Consider the following 23,777-nt stretch of genomic DNA (forward strand, 5'->3'; position numbering starts at 1 on the left):
TCAGCCCTTGGCCGGATACCACTTGTCGAGCAGCTCGGAGGAGCGTTGCAGCTCGTTTTGCCAGGTATCTTTCTCCACCACGGTCGGTTTGAGCATGATCACCAGCTCCACCTTCTTGGTGCTCTCGCGGCGGTTGGTAAAGGCTTCGCCCACCCAGGGAATATCCCCCAGCAACGGCACCTTGCTGACGATCTCCTGCTTGTCGGTCTTCATTAGACCGCCGATAACGATGATGTCACCGTTATTGGCCTGCACTACGGTATCGGATTCGCGGATCGAGCTTTTCGCCAACGGCAACACCAGCGTATCGCTGTCTGTCACCTTTATGGTCTTGGTTTGCTCTTCAGTATCGATAACGGAGGGATGGATATGCAGCAGCACCTTCCCCTCTTCATCGATCTGTGGTGTTACATCCAAAGAGATACCTGAGAAGAAAGGGGTCAACTCTACATTGGGAGTTGTTCGGTCACCGCTCGTCGTGCTCACGGTTGTTGTCGATGCGTTGGTGACGAAGTACTCGTCCGTCCCCACCTTGATCACCGCCTTCTGGTTGTTGGTCGCGGTGACACGGGGGCTGGAGAGGGTATTCACATCGCCCTGAGTCTTGAGCAGGTTGACCGCTACATTGAAGTTGCCGTCAGAGACCTTGAAACCGGCGCCGCCACCCAGTGCAGTGAAGATCTGATTAGGGGTGGTGGGTAACTGGGTATTGGCCAGTGAACCGCCACCGGTAATCCCCTTGTTGCCATCCCAGCTGGCGGAGAGACCGCTCCAGTCCACCCCCTGTTCATACCCTTCGTTGAGGGCAACTTCGATGATCCGCGCCTCCAGCACCACCTGCCGCTTGAGGTGACTATCGGATTGATTCAGGAATTCACGCACCGCCTTGAGCTCTTTCGGGTAGGCGCGAATGGTGACCAGACCCGCCTGCGGGCTGGTGATCACCGCGCGACCATCACCCGTGCCAATCAGGGTCTGCAGGGAGTCGCGCAGATCGGTCCAGTAGTCGCTGTTGGTATCGGTCTCGATACGGGTGCCATTGCTGCTGTTGCCGTTCGAGTTGTTGCCGGAGGAGTTATTGGTGCTGTTGTTGTTCGATGCACTGTCAAAACTGCTGTCGCTGCTGTTATTGCTGTCATTGGCCGTCACCCCGCCGGTGCTGACCGAGGTGCGGGAGAGGCCACGGCGGGACATCATCAGATAGTTGACCGGGATGGTTTCGGTACGCAGACCCGCCGGATAGATATGGAAGACATTGCCCTTGCGCTGCACGTCGAAGCCGTACATGTCGCCCACCACCGCCAGCACTTCCGGCAGAGTCACATCCTTGAGCTCGACGGAGACCAGCCCTGCCACCCCGGGGTGAACCGCCACGCTGTAGCGGGAGCCCTTGAACAGGGAACCGAAAAACTCCACCGCTTCCACGTCGTGAGCCGCGATACGCAGCCGCTTCTCCGGCATGCCGACCGGTATCTGCGGCCGGTTCAACTGCAGCAACTCACTTTGCACCGATTTGGGCAAAGCGGTCAGAGGGGCAGCCTGTTTCTGCTGTTCGTTCATGGCCTGTTTGAGGGCATCCTTCGCCTGGGTCGGCTCGGGGTGCTGATACGTGGTACAGCCTGCAGCCATCATGGCCACGGTGATCAGACAGAGACGGTGTTTTTTCATGTAATTAGGGCACCCTGACTTGCAATTAAACTCGATAAAGCCGATTCACCTCTCGAGAGGCAAGCACGACTCAAACCCGGATCTTGCTGGCAAACAGTGTTACCGCATGGCGTTTTCCCGCCTTTTCCAGCACCACGGCATCGGCATTGATGGCCACCAGCGTATAGCCGTCCACCTGTTGCCCGACCCGATAACTCTTGCCATTGAGTACCGCCAGTGCCGGGCCATTGCCCAGCACGACACTCTGCAGCTTCGGCAAGCCGGCGCTACTCTCGCCGGTCGCACGGGCGCCAACCGCCACATCAGCCAGCGGCGCGGTGGGATCCTGCAATACCTCGACCTGCTCCGCCTGTACCAGCAAGCTGAACAGGCAACAGCACAACGCAAACACTCTAGCCACGGATAAACTCCTTGCTGGTACTCAGGGTGTAGATCTCCATCTCCACCACCGCGCCGGGATAGGCTTTGACCTGATAGTCGAACTGCTTCCAGTAAAAGTGGCGCGGCAAGGCTTCCAGCGCTTTAAGATATTGATACACATCGAAATAGCCGCCTTCAAGCTGAAGCCGGATACCATGCTTGTAGAGATTGACCTTCTGCTCCCCCGCCATCAGCGGGGTCGGCTCCAGCGAACTGAGGGCCAGCATGTGAAGGTTGGCAGAGCGGGAGAGCAGCGCCTCCAGCACCAGCGGCATCTCGTGCGCCGGGATCAGATCGACGGTCTGGGCCTTGAGCTCATCGTCGATCCGGGCCAGATCCGCTTCGACCTGCGCCAGCTGGTCGCGAACTCCCTGATTGGGATCCCGCTTGAGCCGGGCCTGCTTGCCAAGGTTTTCCAGCTCCATGATCTCGAGGTCGCGCTCGGCGGCGCTCAGGGCCATGCGATCCTGTTGCAGACGGGTATCTGCACCATCGATCCAGCCGTAAATGCCAGCCGCGCCCAGCAGTACCAGACCAGTCAGCTGGATCAACACCCGCTCCCGCTGGCTCAACACGGCGATACGCTGGCCCCATGCCTGCCATTGTGCTTTCAGGTTCATCAGGGTTTCTCCCGCGCAATGCCGCTCAACTGGAAGGTCAGGCGACCCTCCTTGTCACGGCCGAGGGTCAGCTCACCAAACTCCTTACCCACCAGACTCGGGGTCTGCTTGAAGCGGTTGACCCAGGCCGGCACATCCTGACTGCGTCCGGCAAAGCCGGAGAGGTTGATCCGCCCTTCGTTGATCTCGATGCGCTGCAACGAGAGATTGCTGTTGCGAATGCGGGAGAGATCCGCCATCACGCTGGCATAGCCCTGGGATTTTTGCAGGGTCAGGCTGCCCAATTGGCGCATCAGCCCCTGCTTGGCCATCAGCTCATCCTGCTTGTTGACCAGTTGCTGTTGCAGCCGGGGATCTGCCTGATGGCGCGCCAGCTCGGCGTCGAGCCGCTGCGCCTCGCTGCGCTTGAGTTCCAGCTCGGCAGAGCGCTGCGCCAGCGCCCGGCTGACCTGCTGCTGCTGCCAGCTGTAACCGATCCCCGTCAACAGGATCAGCAGCAGCGCAAAGCTCCATACCAGCGCCATCTGATTGAGGCTGGCCCACTGCCGCTTGGGTCGAAACTCGGCGCCATAGAGGTTTATCTGACGTTTCATCACGCATCCTCCCCGATGGCGGCGGCGTAAGCCGAGAGGTATTCAACGCCGGCCAGCACCGCCTTGTTGGCCATGGCGGAGACGGCAAAGCCGAAGGTCTGCTCCATGTGGCGCACCAGGGTACCGATAAAGGGCGAGGCGACGGCAAACTGCATCTGCCCCAGCTCGGGCAATTTCAGCTGGCCCGCCAGATAGTCGAGGGAGCGCTGGATCTCCAGCGCCAGCGAATCGAGCAGCATGCTGTCTGGCTCATGTTCGCTAGTCAGGCTGATGAAACCGCGCAGCTGGCGGGAGAAGCAGAGCCCGCCCTGATGGAAGACCAGCAGTTGCAGATCCTGCCCCTTGGGCTGCCACAGCAGCATGCGCACCGTCTCGTCAGCGTCATAGAGAGAGGTGAGCGCCAATTCGTCGCTGATGATGGATTGCAGGGTGGCGATGCCGTTGATGGCATCGGCCAGCTGTTGCACCCGGCTCTTGGGCAGGCAAATCACATTGATGCGAGGACGACCGGCCGGCGGGGTGGGCAAGTCCACATAATCCATCGCCAGTTGCAGCACGGGTTCGCTGACATAATCCTTGATGGCCCAAGGGAGCGCCCCCGCCATCTCGGCGTCAGGCACGGCAGGCTTGTCGATCTGGATCTGTTGATAAAGGCTGGCGGCGAGGGCCACCCGCACTTTAGACTTGGCCAGTCCATGACGGCTGAACAGCTCGTTCATGGCCACTGCCCACTCCTGTGGGCCGTTGATGGTGCGCGTCGCGAAGATGGGGGGATTGCCCACCGCAGCCAGCATGATCCTGTCATTGGCCAGCAAGAGCCCGACCTGGCGGCTTGGCGTCGACCGTCTGAACAGTTGTTTCATGTAAGCCCGCCCATCAATAGTGATTAAATGTATGAAATATTAACATAAACAGCAGATTAGCCTCCATATTAAAAGACGGACTCACCATTGCAAGCCAGCCTTTCCGCCGAGTCAGAGGGTCAAGCCATCCTCCCTTCCCCCTTGCAACGCCTCCACCATCCGTTGCTGACCCGCTATGGTGTGGAGCTGTGGTGCAAGCGGGATGATCTGATCCATCCGGCCATCTCCGGCAACAAGTGGCGCAAGATCAAGTACCACCTGCTGCATGCCAAAGAGCACGGCAAACAGCATCTGCTCTCGTTTGGCGGCGCCTACTCCAACCATATCCACGCGCTGGCGGCAGCGGGGTGCCAATCTGGTCTTCGTACTACCGGTATCATACGGGGCGAATATGACGCCGTCAGTAACTCTACCCTGAGGGATGCCCGGCGCTGGGGCATGGATCTCGTTTTTGTCGACCGCCAGAGTTACCGGCGACGGCAGGATCCCGACTGGCTGGCCCAATTCGATGCACCCGATACCCTGATCGTGCCGGAAGGGGGTAGCAGCCCGCTGGCCATCCCCGGGGTGGCGGAACTGGTCGGCGAAGTGCCCTTCTCGCCGGATCTCTGGGTACTGCCCTGCGCCAGCGGCGGCACTCTGGCGGGCCTGATCGCCGGCAAACGGGATCGGGAGCAGATCCTCGCCATTGCGGTACTGAAGGGGGGCGGCTTTATCGCTGACGAGGTGTGTCGCCTCCATCCCGCGGCTGCCAATATCCCCGGCTGGCGCATCGCGCTCGATCACCACGATGGTGGCTACGCCAAATTCAGCCCGGCCCTCTGGCAGTGGGTTCAAGATTTCAGCGCCGAAACAGGTCTGCCTCTGGAGCCGATATACAGCGGCAAGGCGATGTGGGGACTGTTTCGCGAGCTTGCTGCGGGCCGCATCGCTCCTGGCAGCAAGATCGTCTTTATCCATACCGGCGGCATGCAGGGATTGGCCGGACTGCGGGAACAAGGGCGACTGTGAGCCCCGCCTGACGGCAACCGCAAACGAGAGAGGGTCGCCCCACGACGACCCTCTCTCATTTATCTCAATCACCAGCCGGCTCCAGCACCAACCGGCGTGGCTCGGCAAACCAGGGCCCCTGCCCGGCATGCACCCCGAGGTGGCGCAGCATCTTCCACTCATCGCCACTCTCTACCCCCACCGCCAGCACCCGGGTACGAGTATTGGCGCAGCCTCCTACCAGACTGCGGACCGCCATCTGGTTGACCTGTCGGGCGTGTATCTCCCGCACCAGGCTGGGGTGCAACTTGAGGAAGTTGATCTCGAACTCCTTGATGTACTGGGTGCTCACCACATCCTGGCCAGCATGATCAATGGCCAGCTGGCAGCCCAGCATGCGCAGGGAGCGCAGCGGCCGCTTGAGTGCTTCGAAGTGGCGGGTCACCTGGGATTCGGAGAGTTGCAGGATCAACCGCTCGTTGGTGCTGCGCGGCAACTGGAACAAGGCGAAGAAGAGCCAGCGCTGGAACTCGCGGTTGAGCAGGCTCTGGGCGCTCAGGGTCAGGCTGATGGGACAGCTCTGCTCGGAACGCTGGCGCAGCAACACCAACGTTTGCTCCGCCACCAGCCGATCCAGTTGCAGCAATAGCCCCACCTTCTCCGCCATTGGCATGAAGATCCCAGCTTGCAGTTCCCGCCCCTGCTCATCGTGGATATAGGTAAGCAGATCCTGTTGCAGCACCACCTGATCCCGATCCTGCTGGACCGGTTGGGTATAAAAATCGATGCCCTGTTCTTCAAGACGGCGACTGATGAGGGTACGCCAGCGCACCGTCCCCTTGCTGCTCTGCTCCTCGTCCAGCTGCTTCTCATAGAGAAACCAGCCATTGTGCCCCTGTAGACGGGCACTCTTGAGGGCCAGCTCTGCCTCCTCCTGCACCTTGAGCAGGGTGTCTTGCGCCTGGTAGCAAACAGCACCGATGTAGATGGCCGTCTCCGGATTGACCTGCTGCGGCCAGTGCAGCCGTTGCAGGCTCTTGAGCAACTGGCTGGCACTGTCCACCATCTCGCTCTCCGACATATTGGGCAACAACACCGCAAAGACATGCCCAGCATAACGAGCCTGCAAGGCGCCATTATGCTTGCGCACAAAAGCACTGATCACGGCACTCGCCTCCAGCAGCAGATCGTGTCCCTGCAGCTCGAACTGGTCAGCTTCCAGCTCTTCCAGGCAGGCGAGTTCAATCAGCAAGACACCGCCACTCATGACGCTCGCCTCCATGATGGCGCTCTCGAGCCGGTTATCGAAGAAAAGGCGGTTGCCAATACCAGTCATCTTGTCGACGAAGGCGTTGCTGCGAATGAAGTTATCGAAGCGGCTGCGCTCCTTGCGAGCATCCGCCAGCTCAGCCAGCAGATGGTCAAGTGCCTGGCTGGCGGCAACCGGCCACTCTTCGGCGGGGTCATGGCTCAGTTTGACCAGTTTGTCATCGAGGATCAGCTGGGCGCGTATGCCCAGCAGCTCGGCCCCGCGCAACTGCTGGCGCAACCAGCGGATGGAGTACCAGAGACCGAACACCACGATAAAGATACCGAACGAGATGCCCGACATCGCCTTGATGGAGTACTCCGCCTCCTTGAAAGGACGCTCCAGCTTGAAGTTGGCCTGCATGCCCGCCTGATGGGGCAGTAGATGGCTGTATGGCACCAGCAGCGGTTCATTAACCGGACGTTGTACATCACGGAACCAGTAGACCCGCTGGTCGTTCTGGCGCACCTCCAGCTCCACCACATGAGCCGCCCGCAGCAAGGTGGGCAGCCAGCGGCTCATATCCTCCATGCCGTGAGCAACATCGAGCTGCTTGTCGATCACTTCGACCAGCGCATCAACCTTCTTTTGCTGCAACTCCATGCCCAGCTCACGAAAGCTGAACACCCCGCCAATCAGCACGGTCGCCATGGCTGCGATCACGCACAAGGTAATAAACGAGACAAGATGTGTTGTAAGTTTCATGTGCCTTTCCGTATGCCCGGCATCATCCATTGGAGTTCATGGTAGCAGTGGCACTGTAGCCATCACTATGGACGGGGATCCCGCTTCTGTAATTTAAGCGAGGCAGCATACCCAAAGCAGAGAGGGAATACCAAGGAAGGTACACAGGTGGAGCAGGGGAAGATAGCAGACAGAAAAATGGTCCCTCAAAAGGGACCAAAAGGAACACTCATATCAAAACTAACACTCTGTGCTACTGACAAAAAACAGATACAGGAGTATTGAACACACGGTGAGTCAAACCGCAGGGGTACTCTAAAGCAGTTCGGATAAGTTGGGCAATTGTCATTTATGACAGGTCAACGATTGCCTCTTTTAAAAAGAAATTAAAAAAATCGATTAAAACCAATTAGTTAAAAAATCAATCAATAAGTGTGACATATCGGACTCAAATTGATTGTGCTAATGCACTATGATTGCGTGACCCATCTGTGTCTCGTGAAACAGGCAGGACTACCTTGTTACGCATCTCCCCCCTCTGGATCACTGTTCTTCTATGTGTCTTGCCCATTCTGGCAAGCCAGTCCGTCGGCATCTGGCTTACCAGACCAATGGCCAACCACCTGATGGAGCAGAAGGTGGCCGAGATAAAGCGTGCCATGGCGATACGCCATCACACCCTGGACAAGGCTATGAACGAGCAATTGGCACAGTTTGATTTCGATTGTGGTGCCAACGACATGGCGTTGCTGCGGGATCCCCGTTTTTACAGCACCCATATTCGTCTGCAGGGGTTGGAACTGGCATCAGGGAAAAGCTGCTCAAGCCTGGGTATAGGCATTTCGCTCATCAAAAATGTCACCCAGGAGGGAAAGCTTCCCGATAAACTGGGACTAACCGCCACAACAGCCAGCTTCAATACTGAGCAGGAGATGGTTGCCTACTACCAAAGCGGCGGCAACATTGCCTACTGGGTGCTCGATAACAGCTGGAGCCACGATCTGCTGCAACTCCCCTGCAGTGGCTGTTTCTATCTGGAGTTCAGTCAGCGGGATCCCGTGGCAATGACCCCCCGCTTCCCGCGCGGTAACCAGGCAATCAAGCTCGAAGAAGGCAGCCGCAGTCTGAGCTTCTTCGATCAGGACAAACTCACCCGACAAACCATCTGGGCAGGTTCCGCACTCGATCAATTTGCTCGCGAGCAAGTCAGACGCATCGCACTCTGGTGCGGTGCTATCCTGAGCGGACTGCTGGTGACCGCCTATTGGTCGCTGCGAAACTATCGCCGCTCGCTCAAGGGGCTATTGCAGGCCGGAGTGGTGCGCCAGGAGTTCATTCCCTTCTATCAACCCATCGTAGATATTCGTACCTGGCAGGTGGCCGGTTTTGAGGCTCTGTTGCGCTGGCAACGGGGACACGAGCTGATCCCCCCGAGCGCCTTTATCGAATATGCGGAAGATCAGGGACTGATCCTGCCGATTACCAGACAGTTGTTGGAACAAGTGATCACGGATCTGCCGCAGTTGGCGCCAGAGCAGTGGATCAGCGTCAACCTGGTCGCCGCACATATCGAACAACCCTTGCTGCGCAACATGTTGAGCGAACACCACAATCCGTCGCCCGAGCGCCTTACCTTCGAGCTGACTGAACGCAAGCCGATCATCGATATTCAGAGTGCCACCGACGAGATCACCCTGCTGCAACAAATGGGATATCACTTCAAACTGGACGACTTTGGCACCGGTTACGGGGGGTTTGCCTATTTGCAACGGCTGGGCATTCGCCAAATCAAGATTGACAAGATGTTTGTCGACACCATAGGCACCAACGACCTCAAACGCAGTGTGCTGGATGCCATCATCACATTTGGTCTGGAATCAGGCATGGAGATGATTGCAGAAGGGGTTGATACGCGGGAACAGGTTGAGTATTTACGACAACGCGGCGTCTGTCTGATCCAGGGTTACGTCTTTGGCAGACCAATGGCGCTGGCAGATCTTGCCATCTGGCAACAAACGTGGCCCCCACAATATTCGCAGGAGAGCTGACACTGATATTACACAAGACAGGTCCGGCAGAGCTCGTCCCAACTGACCCGCTTGCGCCCTTTTCCACAGAGGCTGGCTGGCACTGACGCAGCCTCTGGAGCCACTAGGCTGATCGCCTTCAACCACCTGTTTACATTCAGAAACAAAATGATCTGCCCCTGGCCGGATGGAGCGCTTATCATAAGCATTCGGCTACCGTGAGCACCTTTACGCGTGCCTCCCATCAATCCCCGTCGGCCAGTGCCGCCCCGAGATGAGAACCATTGCCTATGAAGACATTTATCCGGCAAGAGATTGCCCTGCCCGTTGGCCTGCTCACCCTGCTCTTTTTCAAGACGCTCGGCAGCGACCTGCTGACAGAGACCACTCCGCTCGGGATTTATCTTCCTGTCTCGGCGATGCTGCTTGCTATCGTCACCTGGGCCATCTTTTCGGTGGTGCGCCACTCGGATGCCCTCGCCATCAAGCTTGGCGAGCCCTTCGGCACCCTGATCCTGACCCTGTCGGTCATCTCGCTGGAAGTGGTGATGATCTCCTCGGTGATGCTGACCGGCGAGCCCAACCCCACCATGGCCCGTGACACCATGTTTGCGGTGGTGATGCTGGTAAGTACCGGCCTGGTGGGCTTCACCCTGCTGTTCGGCGGCTGGCGCTACCACACCCAGAGCTTCAATCTGGACGGGGTCAAATCCTATCTGGTGGCCATCATTCCGCTGGCCCTGCTCTGTCTGGTGCTGCCGAACTTCACCCGGGGCGGCACGGTCGGCAGCATGTCTAACCCGATGTCATGGATGCTGATCATCATCTCGATCTTGCTCTACGGGGTCTTTCTGCTGATCCAGACCCGCAGCCACAGCCACTTCTTCATCGACAGCGATCATGAGGATTACGAAGAGCACCACGGCCCGCTACAGAGCAACCTCTATCACACCCTGTTGCTGCTCGCCTATCTGCTGGTGGTGATCCTGCTGGCCAAGACCCTGGCCATTCCCATCAACCACGGGGTCAAGGTGCTGGCAGCTCCGCCAGCACTGGGCGGCTTTATCGTCGCCTGTATCGTGCTGGCACCCGAAGCAGTCGGCGCCATCAAGGCGGCCTTCAATAATCAGCTGCAGCGGGCCATGAACCTTTACTTCGGCTCTGTGCTGGCCACCATCGCCCTCACCGTGCCTGCCGTGCTCTTTATCGGCTCCATGCTCGGTCAGGAGGTGCGCCTCGGTCTCTCCCCCGCCGATATGGTACTGCTGGTCACGACCTTGATGGTGTGCAAGGTGACCTTCAGCAGCGGCCGCACCAATGTGCTGCACGGAGCCACTCACCTGGTGCTGTTCGTGGTCTATCTGTTCCTGATGTTCGAACACGAATAACCGCGTTCAACCAACACCAGAAACGCAAAGACCGCCCGATTGGGCGGTCTTTTGCTATGGGCGGGATGGCTGCTTAGAGGCTCGGCAACACGCCGGCAGGGAGCAGGTCGTTGTAGCTGGCACGGCCCAGCAGCGCGGCGGCCGCCTCGATGTCCGGTGCGAAGTACCTGTCCTTGTCATAGAAGCTGACCTCTTCCCGCAGCCGGCCCTTGGCCAGCTCGATGAGCTCGGTGCTGCGCAGGGGAGCACGAAAATCCAGCCCTTGCGCTGCCGCCAGCAGTTCCACCGCCAGAATGCCACGGGTGTTCTCGGCCATGTCCGCCAGTCGACGGCCGGCGAAGGTGGCCATGGAGACGTGATCCTCCTGGTTGGCAGACGTCGGCAGGCTGTCCACCGAGGCCGGATGGGCCAGGGTCTTGTTCTCGGAGGCGAGCGCCGCCGAGGTGACCTGGGCGATCATGAAGCCCGAATTCACCCCGCCGTTGTTGACCAGGAAGGCCGGCAGACCGGACATGCGCGAGTCGATCAGCAGCGCCATGCGCCGCTCGGACAGCGACCCGATCTCGGCGATGGCCAGCGCCAGGTTGTCCGCGGCGAAGGCCACGGGTTCTGCGTGGAAGTTGCCGCCGGAGAGGATCTCTTCATCCTCGGCAAACACCAGCGGGTTGTCGGAGACCGCGTTGGCCTCGCTCGCCAATACCTCGGCAGCCTGACGGATCTGGGTCAGACAGGCGCCCATCACCTGTGGCTGGCAGCGCAGGGAGTAGGGATCCTGCACTTTCTCGCAGTTGTGATGAGACATGCCGATCTCGCTGCCATCCACCAGCAGGTGACGGTAGCAGGCGGCCGCGTCGATCTGGCCGCGCTGACCGCGCACCGCGTGGATGCGGGCATCGAACGGCCGGCGGCTGCCAAGGGCGGCCTCCACGCTCATGGCGCCGATGGTGATGGCACCAGCAAACAGATCCTCGGCGTGGAACAGCCCTTCCAGCGCGAAGGCGGTGCTCGCCTGAGTGCCGTTGAGCAGCGCCAGCCCCTCTTTCGGTGCTAGCGCGATGGGCTCCAGCCCGGCAATCTTCAGGGCAGTGGCGGCGTCGATCAGCTCGCCCTTGTGGCGAGCCTTGCCTTCACCGATCAGCAGACAGCTCATATGAGCCAGCGGCGCCAGATCGCCGGAGGCACCGACGGAGCCCTTCTTCGGTACCACCGGATAGACTTCGGCGTTGATGAGGGTCATCAGGGCCTCAAGCACCGCCAGCCGGATGCCGGAGAAGCCGCGCGCCAGCGAGTTGAGCTTGAGCACCATCATCAGCCGCACGGTGGCGTCATTCATGTACTCGCCAATCCCTGCCGCATGAGAGAGCACGATGGAGCGCTGCAACTCGTCCAGCTGCTCCACCGGAATGCGGGTGTTGGCCAGCAAGCCAAAGCCGGTGTTGATGCCGTACACCACCCGGTTTTGCTCGATCACCTTGGTGACTACGGCGGCGGAGGCGTGGATCCCCGCCAGAGCGACGGGATCCAGTGAAATGTGTACCGGCTCGCGGCTGACGCGACGCAGGGTGGCAAGATCCAGCTCGCCCGGGGTAATAGTCAATTCAAACATGGTGTTACACCTTTCCTTTGACACCGTTGGCGCCGTCAATCATCGGCAGATCCAGTTTCGCCTCGTGGGCGCAGTTGATGGCAATCTCGTAGCCGGCATCGGCGTGACGCATCACCCCGGTGGCCGGGTCGTTGCGCAGCACCCGACCGACCCGCTTGGCGGCATCATTGGAGCCATCACAGACGATCACCACGCCGGAGTGCTGGGAGAAGCCCATGCCGACCCCGCCGCCGTGGTGCAGGGAGACCCAGGTCGCGCCGCTGGCAGTGTTGAGCAGGGCGTTGAGCAGCGGCCAGTCGGAGACGGCATCGGAGCCATCCATCATCGACTCGGTCTCGCGGTTCGGGCTCGCCACCGAGCCGGAATCCAGGTGATCGCGGCCGATGACGATGGGGGCTTTCAGCTCGCCATTCTTGACCATCTCGTTGAAGGCCAGGCCGAGGCGTACCCGATCCTTGACCCCGACCCAGCAGATCCGCGCCGGCAGGCCCTGGAAGGCGATGCGCTCGCGAGCCATGTCGAGCCAGTTGTGCAGGTGAGGATCATCGGGGATCAACTCCTTCACCTTCTGGTCGGTCTTGTAGATGTCTTCCGGATCGCCGGAGAGCGCCACCCAGCGGAACGGGCCAATGCCCTCGCAGAACAGCGGGCGAATGTAGGCCGGGACGAAGCCGGGGAAGTCGAAGGCGTTTTTCACCCCCTCCTCCAGCGCCATCTGGCGAATGTTGTTGCCATAATCCAGCGTGGCCGCACCGCGGGCTTGCAGGGTCAGCATGGCTTCGACCTGACGGGCCATGGAGTGGCGAGCGGCCTGGTTCACTTCCTGGGGCGCGGATTTTTGCAGCGCGCGCCACTGGGCCACGCTCCAGCCCTGCGGCAGGTAGCCGTGCACCGGGTCATGAGCCGAGGTCTGGTCGGTCACCACGTCCGGGGTGATGCCACGGGCCACCAGCTCGGCGAACACATCGGCGGCGTTGCCGAGCAGGCCGACGGAGACGGCGCTGCCGCTCTGCTTGGCCTCTTCGATCATGGCCAGCGCCTCATCCAGGCTGTGGGCCTTCTTGTCCACGTAGCGGGTACGCAGACGAAAATCGATGCGGGTCTCGTCGCACTCCACCGCGATCATCGAGAAGCCGGCCATGGTAGCGGCCAGCGGCTGGGCGCCACCCATGCCACCCAGACCGCCGGTCAGGATCCAGCGCCCCTTGGGCTCGCCGTTGAAGTGCTGGTTGGCCACCGCGAAGAAGGTTTCGTAGGTGCCCTGCACGATCCCCTGAGTACCTATGTAGATCCAGGAGCCGGCGGTCATCTGGCCGTACATCATCAGGCCCTTTTTATCGAGCTCGTTGAAGTGCTCCCAGTTGGCCCAGTGCGGCACCAGGTTGGAGTTGGCGATCAGCACCCGCGGTGCGTCCTTGTGGGTCTGGAACACCCCGACCGGCTTGCCGGACTGCACCAGCAGAGTCTGATCCTCCTCCAGCCGGGTCAGCACCTCGACGATCTTGTCGAAGCAGGCCCAGTTGCGGGCGGCGCGGCCGATGCCGCCATACACCACCAGCGACTGGGGATGCTCGGCCACCTCGGGATCCAGGTTGTTCATCAGCATCCGCAGCGGCGCTTCGGTGAGCCAGCTCTTGGCGGTCAGCGTGGTGCCGCGCGGGGCGCGGATCACGCGATTGGGATCGTGACGGGGATCCTGGTGTTGCTGGGACATATACACTCCTTGTTTATCGATGCAGCAGGGTGGCGGCCGGCCGGTGGCAGGCCGCTACTTGGTTAACTGATGGACCAGCCGAGCGGCCACGCGGGCACTGCGGTTGTCCTGATCCAGACTCGGGTTGTATTCGGCCAGATCGGCGAGCAGCAGCTTGCCGCTGGCCCGGATATGGGCAATCAGGGGTTCGATGACCGCCAGCTCCACGCCGCGGGCGGCGGGGGCGCTCACTCCCGGCATCACGGCTGCCGGCAGCACGTCGAGATCGATGGTCAGATAGAGGTGATCGCAGCGGGCGATGAAGGCATCCAGCCCGCTGAGCAAGACCGGTAGCTCGGCCGGCGTCATCGCCTCGTCCAGCTCGTGCCACACTCCCAGCGCCTCGGCGCGCGCGAACAGCGCCCGGGTATTGGCGGTCTCGGCCACCCCGAGGCAGGCGTAGGTAAAGGGCGTGCCCTGGGCGGCGCACTGCTCGGCAATCTGGAAGAAGGGAGTGCCGGAGCTCGCCTGCTCCGGCTTCATGCGCAGGTCGAAGTGGGCATCGAAGTTGATAATGCCGACCCGGCCACGGCCAGCCAGATGACGATTGAGGCCGCTCCAGCTGCCAAAGGCCACCTCGTGGCCACCGCCCAATACCAGCGGGAAGTGCCCCTCGTCCAGCAAGCGGGCCACCCGTTCGGCCAGACGGCCGTGGGCGGCATCAAGATCCCCATCCTCGCAGTTCACGTCACCGCTGTCATAGACGGGTCGGCTCAGATGCCAGGCGCTGTTGGCCAGCAGTTTGCGCACCGCCAGCGGCGCACCGGCGGCCCCTACCCGCCCCTTGTTGCGGCGCACCCCCTCGTCACAGGCAAAGCCCACCAGGGCTACACCCGGGGCGGCGCTGCCGGCTTGTGACCAGGGTTGTACCTTGTCGTGCCAGCGCAGGGCCAGCTCGCCATCTTCCGGATCCTGGCGCCCCTGCCAGACCGACATGTCGACCGGGTTGAACTTATCCATGGAGGGTCTCCTCGCCGTTGAAGATGCGGCCTGCCAACTGATCGACGCCGATGAGGTAGCTGAGCTCGGCCGGATGGGCGCAGTGCCAGATCAGGAAATCGGCAGCCATCCCCACCCTAAGCTGGCCAAGGCGCTCCTGCTCGCCAAGCGCTTTGGCGGCGTGGCGGGTCACCCCTGCCATGGCCTCCACCGGGGTCAGGCCGAACAGGGTGCAAGCCATGTTCATGGCCATCCGCAGCGAGACGATGGGGGCCGTGCCGGGGTTGATGTCGGAGGAGACCGCCATCGGCACCCCCGCCTTGCGCAGCGCGGCGACCGGCGGCAGCTTGGTCTCCTTGAGGAAGTAGAAGGCGGTAGGCAGCAGGGTGGCCACCACGCCGCGATGGGCCAGCGCCTGGATCCCCTCCGGATCCAGGTACTCCAGGTGATCCACCGAGAGGGCGCCGAAGTTGGCGGCCAGCGTGCTGCCGCCCAGGTTGGAGAGCTGATCCATGTGCCCTTTCACCGCCAGACCGTATTGATCCGCCGCCAGATAGACCTGCTCGGTCTGGGCCAACGAAAAACCGATGTGTTCACAGAAAACGTCCACCGCATCGGCCAGGCCCGCATCGGCGGCGGCCGGGATGATCTCCTGACAGATGGTCTCGACCCAGGAGTCGGGATCGTCGCGATACTCCGGCGGCACCGCATGAGCTGCCAGCAGGGTGGTCTTGACCCGGATCGGCAGCACCTCCCCCAGTCGGCGGGCGACCCGCAGCATCTTGAGCTCGTCTTCCAGGGTGAGGCCGTAACCGGACTTGATCTCCACCGTGGTGACCCCTTCCCGGATCAGGGATTTCACCCTCGGCAGCGCCAGATCGAACAGCTGATCCTCGCTGGCGGCACGGGTGGCGCGTACCGTGCTGATGATGCCGCCGCCCTTGCGGGCGATCTCCGCATAGGGCACCCCCTTCTGGCGCAGTTCGAACTCTTCGGCGCGGCTGCCGGCGAAGATGAGGTGGGTGTGGCAATCGATGAGGCCGGGAGTGACCAGCTTGCCCTTCATATCCTGCCAATGGGCGGGATAGGGGCCCTTGAGATCCTGCATCGGCACTAGGGCGTGGATCCGCCCCTCGTGAACGCCGAGGGCATGGGGCTCCAGCAGACCGTAGTCGACCAGATCGGAGCGCAGGGTGGCGGGTGTCACGTTGAGCCAGACCCTCTCGCAGTTCAACAGTTCCTTGTTCATACCGACCTCTAAATGTATATACATTAACTTATATCCGATCTCTGACGGGAAAGAAAGGATCAAGTTCACATCTTGATAACATCGTGTTCATTAGAGCTTAAACACAAAAAAGCCCGCCAGAGGCGGGCTTTTTCAAAAATGATATGTATATACAATTAACTAAGGCTGGTCTTGGAGCTCAACTTGTAACGGGAGCCAGGCGACAGCAAACGGGCATAGGAGACCAGATAACCGTCGGACCAGGTACGCCGATGCAACAGCAGGCAGGGGGTGTCGACCCGCACCTGCAACAAGCCGGCCTCGCCGGCGCTCGGCAGCACCGCCTCTACCACGTGCTCCATCTCGGAGAGGGGGCAGACCTCCATCAGATAGCGGTTGGGGGTCTGGCTGGCAAAGTCCTGCTCACCGTACTGTGGCAACCGCTCGGCATCGACGAAGCGCTCTTCCAGCTGCAGCGGCTCGCCATCGGCCTGATGGACGATGAGACTGTGGAAGATGGGAGCGCCGACCCGCAAGCCCAGCTGCACCGCCACCTTCTCGTCGGCAGCCTGGCGTTGCAGCCGGATCACCCGGCCGCTGTACTCGCTGCCCCGTTCGGCGATCTCGTCGGCGATGTTGCGAATGGCCAGCAGCGGCGACTCGGTGCGCCTGTCCGCCACGAAGCTGCCGGAACCGGCGGTGCGCACCAGCCACCCCTCGGCCACCAGTTCGCGCAGCGCCTTGTTGACCGTCATCCGGCTCACGGCGAACTGCTCGCACAGGGCGGCCTCGGTCGGGATCCGGTCGCCCGCCTGATAGTGGCGTTCGCGGATCCCGTCCAGGATGTGCTGCTTGATTTGCATATAGAGGGCCGGTGCCAACGGGATGCTCCTCAGCGACGGCGGTGGGGCGGACGCATATCCGGCCAGGCGCGGTAGACGTCGGGGATCTGATCCGGCCCGCTGATACAAAGATCAAGGTCATGCAGCAGACCGTCCTTGATGCCGTAGATCCAGCCGTGTACCGCCAGCTCCTGCCCCTTGCGCCAGGCATTCTGGATGATGGTGGTGTGGCAGACGTTGGCGACCTGCTCGGCCACGTTCAGCTCGCACAGGTAGTCGAAGCGCTCGTGCTCATCCTCGATGGCATCCAGCTGCTCGCGATACTTGAAGTAGACATCCTTGATGTTGCGCAGCCAGTTGTCGATGAGCCCCAGCTCTTGGTTCTGCATCGCCGCCTTGACGCCGCCGCAGCCGTAGTGGCCGCAGACGATGATGTGCTTCACCTTGAGCACCTCGACCGCATATTGCAGCACCGAGAGGCAGTTGAAGTCGGTGTGTACCACCAGGTTGGCGACGTTGCGGTGGACAAACACATCCCCCGGCAGCAACCCCATCAGCTGGTTGGCAGGGACCCGGCTGTCGGAGCAGCCAATCCAGAGGTATTCGGGGGCCTGCTGGGCAGAGAGGGTAGCAAAGAATTCGGGATCCTCGGCCTTGATCTGCTCCGCCCACTCGCGGTTGTTGGTAAACAGGTCGTTCAACAGTTTCACTATCTGCTCTCCCTACAGTGGCAGTGGCGGCAACATACCATACACAAGGGTAACCAAGGCAAGGCCGACCAGCCCCCTGCAAAACAAAAACAGGGCCATTAGGCCCTGTTTTTATGAGAGGAAGCATCAGGCTTCCATGGCATCTTTCAGCTTCTTGAGCGCATTCTTCTCAAGCTGGCGCACTCGCTCGGCAGAAACGCCGTAGGTATCGGCCAGCTCCTGCAGAGTGGTCTTGCTCTCATCGTCGAGCCAGCGGGCTCGGATGATGTGCTGGCTGCGCTCGTCCAAAGTAGCCAGAGCCGAGCTCAGGCGACGGGTCGCATGGTCGTCCCAGTTGTCGTTCTCGATGGTCGCAGCCAGATCGGAGGATTTGTCCTCCAGATAGTGGACCGGTGCGAAACCACCCTCTTCGTCATCATCACCGACCAGGTCGAAGGCTTGATCATAGTTGCTCATGCGCGCTTCCATCTCGGTCACGTCAGCGGCAGAAACGCCTAGATCGGCCGCCACTGCCTGAACCTCTTCGTGGTTCAGCCAGCCCAGACGTTTTTTGGATTTGCGCAGGTTGAAGAAGAGCTTGCGCTGGGCCTTGGTGGTCGCCACCTTGACCATGCGCCAGTTGCGCAGAACATATTCGTGGATTTCGGCCTTGATCCAGTGCACGGCAAAGGAGACCAGGCGCACGCCGACACTCGGGTCGAAGCGCTTGACCGCCTTCATCAGGCCGATGTTGCCTTCCTGCACCAGGTCGGCCTGGGGCAGACCGTAACCGGCATAACTTTTGGCGACATGAACGACAAAGCGCAGGTGCGACATGACCAGCTGACGAGCAGCCTCAAGGTCGCCATCCTGCTGCAAACGCTCAGCCAGCTCACGCTCTTCCTCTGCGCTCAGCACCGGAATCGAGTTGACTGCCTGGATATAGCCTTCCAAACTACCTTGCGGAATCAAAGCCATAGTGCGCTGCAATGAAGTTCCCATCTGTTACCTCTTACTTTTCAATCGAATCAGTCTAACACCCAGATTGGGTCTGTCTACTGACCTGATGTCATTCTGCGGCGTCTATCAAAGAACATGTCCAGCTTTAGACCGGCTTATCTTATGCCTGCAGGATGAATCATGAATGAACAGTCAAAAAAAAGGGGTCACAATGAAGGACCCCCGAAAAGTAGCATGCTAAGTCCATTGTTGCGGAGCTCGCAACCTTCACATGCTTGCCAAGTCTGACGAGCAAGGCAGAGGGGCCACACTCGTATAAATGCTTCAGCCTAATAGACTGCTTATAAATCAGAAGGTTCCGTGGATCCATAAAAGATCCGAGAGATCTTATTTAATTCAGAATACTCTGACTAAGGGGGTCAAGCCAGAAACGGACCTTCTTTTACTTGATCCACCTCTCAAAATCCAGCGATTTACTTTGATAATAAATTAATCAGGATGGCTCTATATCGCGAATGTGACGATGAACTGAAAACCATGATGCGATCAGCCCCAGCAGAGCCCCCAGCAGGATCAGGTTCACCCCGTCCACCAGACCCATGCCAACCAACCGGAAGTTACTGTTATACAAGCCCGCAAGCTCCTTAACTACCCCTTCGCTCCAGATTACCATCACCTCGGTCAACCACCAGGCCAACATGCCACCAATCACCCCGAACCAGATGCCGGTATAGAGGAAAGGGCGATGGATGAAGGCATCAGTTGCCCCCACCAGCTTGAGCACCTCAATCTCTGAGCGCTGGTTGAGGATGTTGAGACGCAGGGTATTGCCGACGATCAGCAGCACGGCGGAGAGCAGCAGCACCGCGATGCCGGTAATGGTGTGGCGCAGCAGGTTCATGATCCCCTGCAGGCGAGTCAGCCACTGCAGATCCAGCTTGCCCTGCTCGACCCCATCCTCATTGTTTAGCTTGCCGAGCAACTCGGCGGCCCCTTCCGGATTCTGCCAGCGCGGATCCGGAATGACGCTCAACACTGGCGGCAGCGGGTTGCTGTCGAGGTAGTCGAGAGCATCGCCGAAGCCGGAGATCTCGCGAAACTCCCGCAACGCATCGTCACGGCTCAGGTAGGTGACCGAATCCACCTCGGGATAAAGCAGGATCCTGTGCTGCAGATCGAGAATGCTCTGCTCCGGCAGATCCTTGCGTAGGTAAAGGGAGATCTGGGAGCTGTTCTGCCAGCTCCCCTCCACCACCTCGGCGTTTTTCAACAATACGTGGAAGCAGGAGGGCAACGCCAGACTGACACCGAGCACCGCCAGCGTCATCAGGGAGGCGAGCGGATTTCGCCACAGCTCCCCGAGACTGGCAAACGCCTGCCGCACGTGGTCAACCCCGTACATCATCAGACGACGCAGCGGTGGTTGTTTATGACGAACAATAGCCATCAGAGCTCCTCCCCGGCCGAATACATGCGACCCGCCTTGAGGGTTAGAGTGCGATAGCGCATGCGGGCGATCAGCCCCAGATCGTGGGTAGCAATCAGTACAGAGACCCCAAAATTGTTGAACTCCTGAAATAGCCGCATGATATCCATGGAGAGCTGGGGGTCCAGGTTGCCGGTCGGTTCATCCGCCAGCAGCAGCGGCGGCTTGTTGACGATGGCACGGGCGATGCCTACCCGCTGCTGTTCACCACCGGAGAGCATCCGCGGCTGGTAACGCTCCTTGCCTAGCAGCCCCACCTTGTCCAGCGCCGCCGCCACGCGCTTGTTGATATCGGCGTGGCAGTAGCCATCGATCACCAGCGGCAGCGCCACGTTGTCAAACACAGTGCGATCCATCAACAGCCGGTGATCCTGGAAGATCATCCCGATCTGGCGGCGCACATAGGGGATCTGGCTACGCTGGATATGGCTGACATCGTCGCCATGAAAGAAGACGCGACCATCGGTCGGTCGCTCCATCACGCTGATCAGTTTGAGGAGGGTACTCTTGCCCGCTCCCGAGTGTCCGGTCAGAAAGGCCATCTCTCCCTTGCGCAGGTGAAAGCTGACCTTCTGCAGCGCCTGATGGCCGCCGCTGTATACCTTGCTGACCTTGTCAAAACGAATCATAACGGTTCCCTGACATTGACAAACCCCGACCGAAGTCGGGGCATGGGGTGTTTACTCATCGCGACTAAACAGGGCCTCGATAAAGTCATTGGCGACAAAGGGACGCAAATCATCGATCCCCTCGCCCACCCCGATATAGCGGATCGGGATCTGGAACTTGTCGGCCACCGCGAAGATGACACCGCCTTTGGCCGTGCCATCCAGCTTGGTCAGGGTGATGCCGGTCAGGCCTACCGCCTCGCTGAACAGCTTGGCCTGGCTCAGGGCGTTCTGGCCGGTGCCAGCATCCAGAGTCAACATGATCTCGTGGGGTGCCTCTTCATCCAGCTTCTTCATCACCCGCACTACCTTCTTGAGCTCCTCCATCAGGTTGCTCTTGTTCTGCAGGCGACCGGCAGTATCGGCGATCAGCACATCAGCCCCGCGGGAACGGGCAGCCTCGATGGCGTCATAAATGACGGAAGCGGAGTCGGCACCGGTATGCTGGGCAATCACCGGAATGTTATTGCGCTGACCCCACACCTGCAGCTGCTCGACCGCAGCGGCGCGGAAGGTATCGCCAGCTGCCAGCATCACACTCTTGCCTTCAGCCTGGAACTGCTTGGCCAGCTTGCCGATGGTGGTGGTCTTGCCGACGCCATTAACGCCGACCATCAGGATCACGTAAGGCTTCTTGCTGGTGTCGATCACCAGCGGCTGCTCGACTTTGGCCAGCATCTCGCCCATGTCCTGCTTGAGCAAACCGTAGAGCACCTCGGCATCCTTCAACTGCTTGCGATCCGCGTGCTGCACCAGCCCCTCGATGATGCGGGTGGTGGTGTCGACGCCGAGATCGGCGGTCAACAGCTGGGTCTCCAGCTCTTCAAACAGCTCATCATCGATCTTCTTGCCACGGAACAGGCCGAAGAAACCGGATCCGATATTCTCCTTGGTGCGCACCAGACTGCGCTTGAGGCGAGCAAAGAAGCCCTCCCGCTGCGGCTTGTCCTGGGTGTCATCGTCCACCTTGGCGGCCAGCGGCAGAGCGGCCAAGGCAGCAGCCTCAGCCTCCATCGCGGCGACCAGGCGCATATCTTCCGCTCGCTGGGCCTCTTTGGCGATACGGGCTTCTTCCGCAGCCTGAGCTTCGGCAACGATGCGAGCCTCCTCCGCAGCGCGAGCTTCGGCAGCAACACGAGCCTCTTCCGCAGCGCGAGCTTCGGCAGCAATACGAGCCTCTTCCGCAGCGCGAGCTTCGGCAGCAATACGAGCCCCTTCCGCAGCACGAGCTTCAGCGGCAATGCGAGCCTCTTCCGCGGCGCGAGCTTCGGCAGCCATGCGAGCCTCTTCCGCAGCGCGAGCTTCGGCAGCCATGCGAGCCTCTTGCGCAGCACGAGCTTCGGCAGCAATGCGAGCCTCTTCGGCTGCCTTGACCTCTGCGGTGACACGAACTGCTTCAGCGGCTTGCGCCTCTGCGGCGGCACGCTCCTCCTCAGCCATCAGGGATTCGTTGACGATCACCGGCTCCAGATCGGAGGCGCACTCCTCCACCACCAGCGGGCCGTGGTCGTCCAGCTCGGTCGGCAGGCAGCAATCATCTTGCAAAACGGGATTCTGTGCGCTGGCAGGCACTTCGGGGGCAACAGCCGGCGTACTATCGGAAACAGGAGCGGGGGTAGCAGTGACCTCAGGCCCAGCGGTAATCGGGGTGGCTTGGGGTGTCTGTGGTTGGACAGCCTCAGCCTCTTCTTTCTTGCGGCCGAAACCCAGCCAGGAAAACAAACCTTTTGCCATCTAAAAATACTCACATCAAAGGCTGACTGCTAAGATAGCCGTCCCTTGGCGGGTCGGCATAAAAATGAACCGCCTTATACTACCACTTTATTTTCTGACGATGAAACGCGATGCCCAGAGTGAAATCCAGCCGTAGCAACCCGAGCAAGAGTCCCGCCCCGCAAGGAAAATCGGGCTTTGTAAGAATCATCAGCGGCCAGTGGCGAGGCCGCAAATTGCCGGTCAAGGATGTGGAAGGGCTCAGACCCACCACGGATCGCGTCAAGGAGACCATCTTCAACTGGCTGGCTCCCCATATACGCGGCACCCGCTGCCTCGACCTGTTTGCCGGTAGTGGCGGGTTGGGACTGGAGGCGCTGTCGCGCTATGCCGAGCAGGTGACCCTGATCGAGATGGACAAAGGGGCCGCTGATCAGATCAAGAAGAATCTGACCGCCCTCGGTAGTAATCAGGGTCAGGTGATCCAGTCAGATGCAGTGAGCTGGCTGCAAGGCCCAGCCACGCCGTTTGATCTGGTGTTCCTCGATCCGCCGTTTCGCCGCGAGCTGCTGCCGCAAGTGTGCGAACTGCTGGAGCAGCGCGGCTGGCTGGCACCGGACGCCCTGATCTATCTGGAGCGGGAAAAAGAGATGGCCGATCTGACGCTGCCCGCCAGCTGGCAACTACTCAAGGACAAACGGGCAGGTCAAGTCTGCTACCAACTCTATCTACGGGAGGTAAACAATGAAGCGAGTCTTTAATCTGTTGGCGATGGGGCTGATACTGTTCTTCTGGTTTGGCGTACTGGTGAGCCTGATTGCCCCGCTACCCGGCAAACTCAACGGCTTTCTGCCGGTCTGTGGCGTGATTGTCGCCCTGCTGCACTGGCTGCAGGCCAGCATGATCAAGGCAGCTTGCAAACGCTACTTCGAGGTCACCAAGACCGAGTTTGTCACTGTGCTGATATTTGGCGTGTTTGGCATGGTCGACATTCGTCAGCGCCTGCAAGAGATCGTCAACGCCGCCCAGCGCGGCAATCTCTCGGGCAAACCATAAAAGAAAAGGGGACGGCGGTAGCCGTCCCCTAGAGTCGTGTCGTCCTGTCCTTAGAACTGCAATGCTCCCTGCAATCCCTGACTTTATCCTAATCCTTTGGAATATCCCCTTTCCAATCCGTTGGCATGTCCTGCGGCGTTCCTGGCCTGGCAATTCATCCTGAACTGCTTCACTGTCTCCATCCTGGAGGTGTCCATTACCACGTCCTGTGGGGGTCCTTGCGTCTTCCTGACAGATAACCATCCGGGTTATCTCACTTCATCCTGAAGTATTCC

21 protein-coding genes are annotated in these 23,777 nt (G+C 60.2%); 5 read left to right on the forward strand and 16 right to left on the reverse strand.

The window, feature by feature from the left end; all coding sequences use genetic code 11:
* The 5 genes from mshL to I6L35_RS04290 all read right to left on the reverse strand — a co-directional run bounded on the left by mshL (window position 1) and on the right by I6L35_RS04290 (window position 4,164).
* Window positions 1–1,668 (reverse strand): pilus (MSHA type) biogenesis protein MshL, encoded by a 1,668-nt coding sequence (gene mshL / locus I6L35_RS04270; protein ID WP_139405092.1) that lies wholly within the window; start codon window positions 1,666–1,668, stop codon window positions 1–3.
* A 70-nt stretch (window positions 1,669–1,738) separates the two neighbouring features.
* Window positions 1,739–2,068, reverse strand: a complete 330-nt coding sequence (locus I6L35_RS04275; RefSeq protein ID WP_005342886.1) for an MSHA biogenesis protein MshK — start codon at window positions 2,066–2,068, stop codon at window positions 1,739–1,741.
* Window positions 2,061–2,708: a type II secretion system protein M gene (locus tag I6L35_RS04280; protein WP_216979626.1), complete on the reverse strand. Its 648-nt coding sequence runs from the start codon at window positions 2,706–2,708 to the stop codon at window positions 2,061–2,063. Before I6L35_RS04280 ends, I6L35_RS04275 begins: the two co-directional genes overlap by 8 nt.
* A complete protein-coding gene (locus I6L35_RS04285; protein WP_216979627.1) occupies window positions 2,708–3,301 on the reverse strand; it encodes a PilN domain-containing protein in 594 nt (197 codons plus the stop codon). Before I6L35_RS04285 ends, I6L35_RS04280 begins: the two co-directional genes overlap by 1 nt.
* Window positions 3,301–4,164 carry an MSHA biogenesis protein MshI gene (locus I6L35_RS04290; RefSeq protein WP_216979628.1) on the reverse strand — a complete coding sequence of 288 codons (864 nt, stop codon included), beginning with the start codon at window positions 4,162–4,164 and terminating at the stop codon, window positions 3,301–3,303. The genes I6L35_RS04285 and I6L35_RS04290 overlap by 1 nt, the downstream gene beginning before the upstream one ends.
* An 87-nt stretch (window positions 4,165–4,251) precedes the next feature.
* Between I6L35_RS04290 and I6L35_RS04295 the strand changes: the two genes are divergently transcribed.
* Complete coding sequence (locus I6L35_RS04295; RefSeq protein ID WP_216979629.1) at window positions 4,252–5,175, forward strand: 1-aminocyclopropane-1-carboxylate deaminase/D-cysteine desulfhydrase; 924 nt, start codon at window positions 4,252–4,254, stop codon at window positions 5,173–5,175.
* Between the two features lie 64 nt (window positions 5,176–5,239).
* Here I6L35_RS04295 and I6L35_RS04300 read toward each other — a convergent pair whose 3' ends face one another.
* Entirely contained in the window at window positions 5,240–7,168 is a 1,929-nt protein-coding gene (locus I6L35_RS04300; protein ID WP_005342880.1) for an EAL domain-containing protein, read from the reverse strand.
* A 497-nt stretch (window positions 7,169–7,665) separates the two neighbouring features.
* Between I6L35_RS04300 and I6L35_RS04305 the strand changes: the two genes are divergently transcribed.
* Both I6L35_RS04305 and I6L35_RS04310 read left to right on the forward strand, forming a co-directional pair.
* Complete coding sequence (locus tag I6L35_RS04305) at window positions 7,666–9,195, forward strand: EAL domain-containing protein (RefSeq protein WP_216979630.1); 1,530 nt, start codon at window positions 7,666–7,668, stop codon at window positions 9,193–9,195.
* 269 nt (window positions 9,196–9,464) lie between these two features.
* Complete coding sequence (locus I6L35_RS04310; RefSeq protein WP_216979631.1) at window positions 9,465–10,562, forward strand: calcium:proton antiporter; 1,098 nt, start codon at window positions 9,465–9,467, stop codon at window positions 10,560–10,562.
* A gap of 73 nt (window positions 10,563–10,635) precedes the next feature.
* Here the strand turns inward: I6L35_RS04310 and hutH are convergent, their stop codons facing one another.
* From hutH to ftsY, 10 genes are all read right to left on the reverse strand, one after another.
* Window positions 10,636–12,168, reverse strand: coding sequence for a histidine ammonia-lyase (gene hutH / locus I6L35_RS04315; RefSeq protein ID WP_216979632.1), 1,533 nt, complete (start codon window positions 12,166–12,168; stop codon window positions 10,636–10,638).
* Between the two features lie 4 nt (window positions 12,169–12,172).
* Window positions 12,173–13,882, reverse strand: a complete 1,710-nt coding sequence (gene hutU / locus I6L35_RS04320; protein WP_216979633.1) for a urocanate hydratase — start codon at window positions 13,880–13,882, stop codon at window positions 12,173–12,175.
* 54 nt (window positions 13,883–13,936) lie between these two features.
* Complete coding sequence (gene hutG, locus I6L35_RS04325; RefSeq protein WP_216979634.1) at window positions 13,937–14,881, reverse strand: formimidoylglutamase; 945 nt, start codon at window positions 14,879–14,881, stop codon at window positions 13,937–13,939.
* The gene (hutI, locus tag I6L35_RS04330; protein WP_216979635.1) at window positions 14,874–16,109 is read right to left on the reverse strand and encodes an imidazolonepropionase; all 1,236 of its coding nucleotides are present in this window, start codon (window positions 16,107–16,109) and stop codon (window positions 14,874–14,876) included. Before hutI ends, hutG begins: the two co-directional genes overlap by 8 nt.
* A gap of 155 nt (window positions 16,110–16,264) precedes the next feature.
* Window positions 16,265–16,969 (reverse strand): histidine utilization repressor, encoded by a 705-nt coding sequence (gene hutC / locus I6L35_RS04335; protein WP_216979636.1) that lies wholly within the window; start codon window positions 16,967–16,969, stop codon window positions 16,265–16,267.
* 11 nt (window positions 16,970–16,980) lie between these two features.
* Window positions 16,981–17,640 (reverse strand): carbonate dehydratase, encoded by a 660-nt coding sequence (gene can / locus I6L35_RS04340; protein ID WP_005342864.1) that lies wholly within the window; start codon window positions 17,638–17,640, stop codon window positions 16,981–16,983.
* Between the two features lie 126 nt (window positions 17,641–17,766).
* A complete protein-coding gene (gene rpoH / locus I6L35_RS04345) occupies window positions 17,767–18,621 on the reverse strand; it encodes an RNA polymerase sigma factor RpoH (protein WP_005342862.1) in 855 nt (284 codons plus the stop codon).
* Window positions 18,622–19,072: 451 nt separating this feature from the next.
* A complete protein-coding gene (gene ftsX / locus I6L35_RS04350) occupies window positions 19,073–20,026 on the reverse strand; it encodes a permease-like cell division protein FtsX (RefSeq protein WP_005342860.1) in 954 nt (317 codons plus the stop codon).
* Window positions 20,026–20,694, reverse strand: coding sequence for a cell division ATP-binding protein FtsE (ftsE, locus tag I6L35_RS04355; protein ID WP_216979637.1), 669 nt, complete (start codon window positions 20,692–20,694; stop codon window positions 20,026–20,028). The genes ftsX and ftsE overlap by 1 nt, the downstream gene beginning before the upstream one ends.
* A 51-nt stretch (window positions 20,695–20,745) precedes the next feature.
* Window positions 20,746–22,467: a signal recognition particle-docking protein FtsY gene (gene ftsY, locus I6L35_RS04360; protein WP_216979638.1), complete on the reverse strand. Its 1,722-nt coding sequence runs from the start codon at window positions 22,465–22,467 to the stop codon at window positions 20,746–20,748.
* A gap of 110 nt (window positions 22,468–22,577) precedes the next feature.
* Between ftsY and rsmD the strand changes: the two genes are divergently transcribed.
* Window positions 22,578–23,207, forward strand: a complete 630-nt coding sequence (rsmD, locus tag I6L35_RS04365) for a 16S rRNA (guanine(966)-N(2))-methyltransferase RsmD (protein WP_216979639.1) — start codon at window positions 22,578–22,580, stop codon at window positions 23,205–23,207.
* Window positions 23,191–23,502 (forward strand): DUF1145 domain-containing protein, encoded by a 312-nt coding sequence (locus I6L35_RS04370; RefSeq protein WP_127007419.1) that lies wholly within the window; start codon window positions 23,191–23,193, stop codon window positions 23,500–23,502. The genes rsmD and I6L35_RS04370 overlap by 17 nt, the downstream gene beginning before the upstream one ends.
* The last annotated feature ends 275 nt before the right edge of the window (window positions 23,503–23,777 follow it).

This window comes from Aeromonas sp. FDAARGOS 1405, from assembly GCF_019048265.1.
Taxonomy (GTDB): Bacteria; Pseudomonadota; Gammaproteobacteria; order Enterobacterales; family Aeromonadaceae; genus Aeromonas; species Aeromonas veronii_A.

Coding starts and splice junctions, on each gene's coding strand:
- mshL (WP_139405092.1), bottom strand. CDS start 1,668: ATGAAAAAACACCGTCTCTGTCTGATCACCGTGGCCATGATGGCTGCA.
- I6L35_RS04280 (WP_216979626.1), bottom strand. CDS start 2,708: ATGAACCTGAAAGCACAATGGCAGGCATGGGGCCAGCGTATCGCCGTG.
- I6L35_RS04285 (WP_216979627.1), bottom strand. CDS start 3,301: ATGAAACGTCAGATAAACCTCTATGGCGCCGAGTTTCGACCCAAGCGG.
- I6L35_RS04290 (WP_216979628.1), bottom strand. CDS start 4,164: ATGAAACAACTGTTCAGACGGTCGACGCCAAGCCGCCAGGTCGGGCTC.
- I6L35_RS04300 (WP_005342880.1), bottom strand. CDS start 7,168: ATGAAACTTACAACACATCTTGTCTCGTTTATTACCTTGTGCGTGATC.
- I6L35_RS04310 (WP_216979631.1), top strand. CDS start 9,465: ATGAAGACATTTATCCGGCAAGAGATTGCCCTGCCCGTTGGCCTGCTC.
- hutH (WP_216979632.1), bottom strand. CDS start 12,168: ATGTTTGAATTGACTATTACCCCGGGCGAGCTGGATCTTGCCACCCTG.
- hutU (WP_216979633.1), bottom strand. CDS start 13,882: ATGTCCCAGCAACACCAGGATCCCCGTCACGATCCCAATCGCGTGATC.
- hutG (WP_216979634.1), bottom strand. CDS start 14,881: ATGGATAAGTTCAACCCGGTCGACATGTCGGTCTGGCAGGGGCGCCAG.
- hutI (WP_216979635.1), bottom strand. CDS start 16,109: ATGAACAAGGAACTGTTGAACTGCGAGAGGGTCTGGCTCAACGTGACA.
- rpoH (WP_005342862.1), bottom strand. CDS start 18,621: ATGGGAACTTCATTGCAGCGCACTATGGCTTTGATTCCGCAAGGTAGT.
- ftsX (WP_005342860.1), bottom strand. CDS start 20,026: ATGGCTATTGTTCGTCATAAACAACCACCGCTGCGTCGTCTGATGATG.
- ftsE (WP_216979637.1), bottom strand. CDS start 20,694: ATGATTCGTTTTGACAAGGTCAGCAAGGTATACAGCGGCGGCCATCAG.
- ftsY (WP_216979638.1), bottom strand. CDS start 22,467: ATGGCAAAAGGTTTGTTTTCCTGGCTGGGTTTCGGCCGCAAGAAAGAA.
- rsmD (WP_216979639.1), top strand. CDS start 22,578: ATGCCCAGAGTGAAATCCAGCCGTAGCAACCCGAGCAAGAGTCCCGCC.
- I6L35_RS04370 (WP_127007419.1), top strand. CDS start 23,191: ATGAAGCGAGTCTTTAATCTGTTGGCGATGGGGCTGATACTGTTCTTC.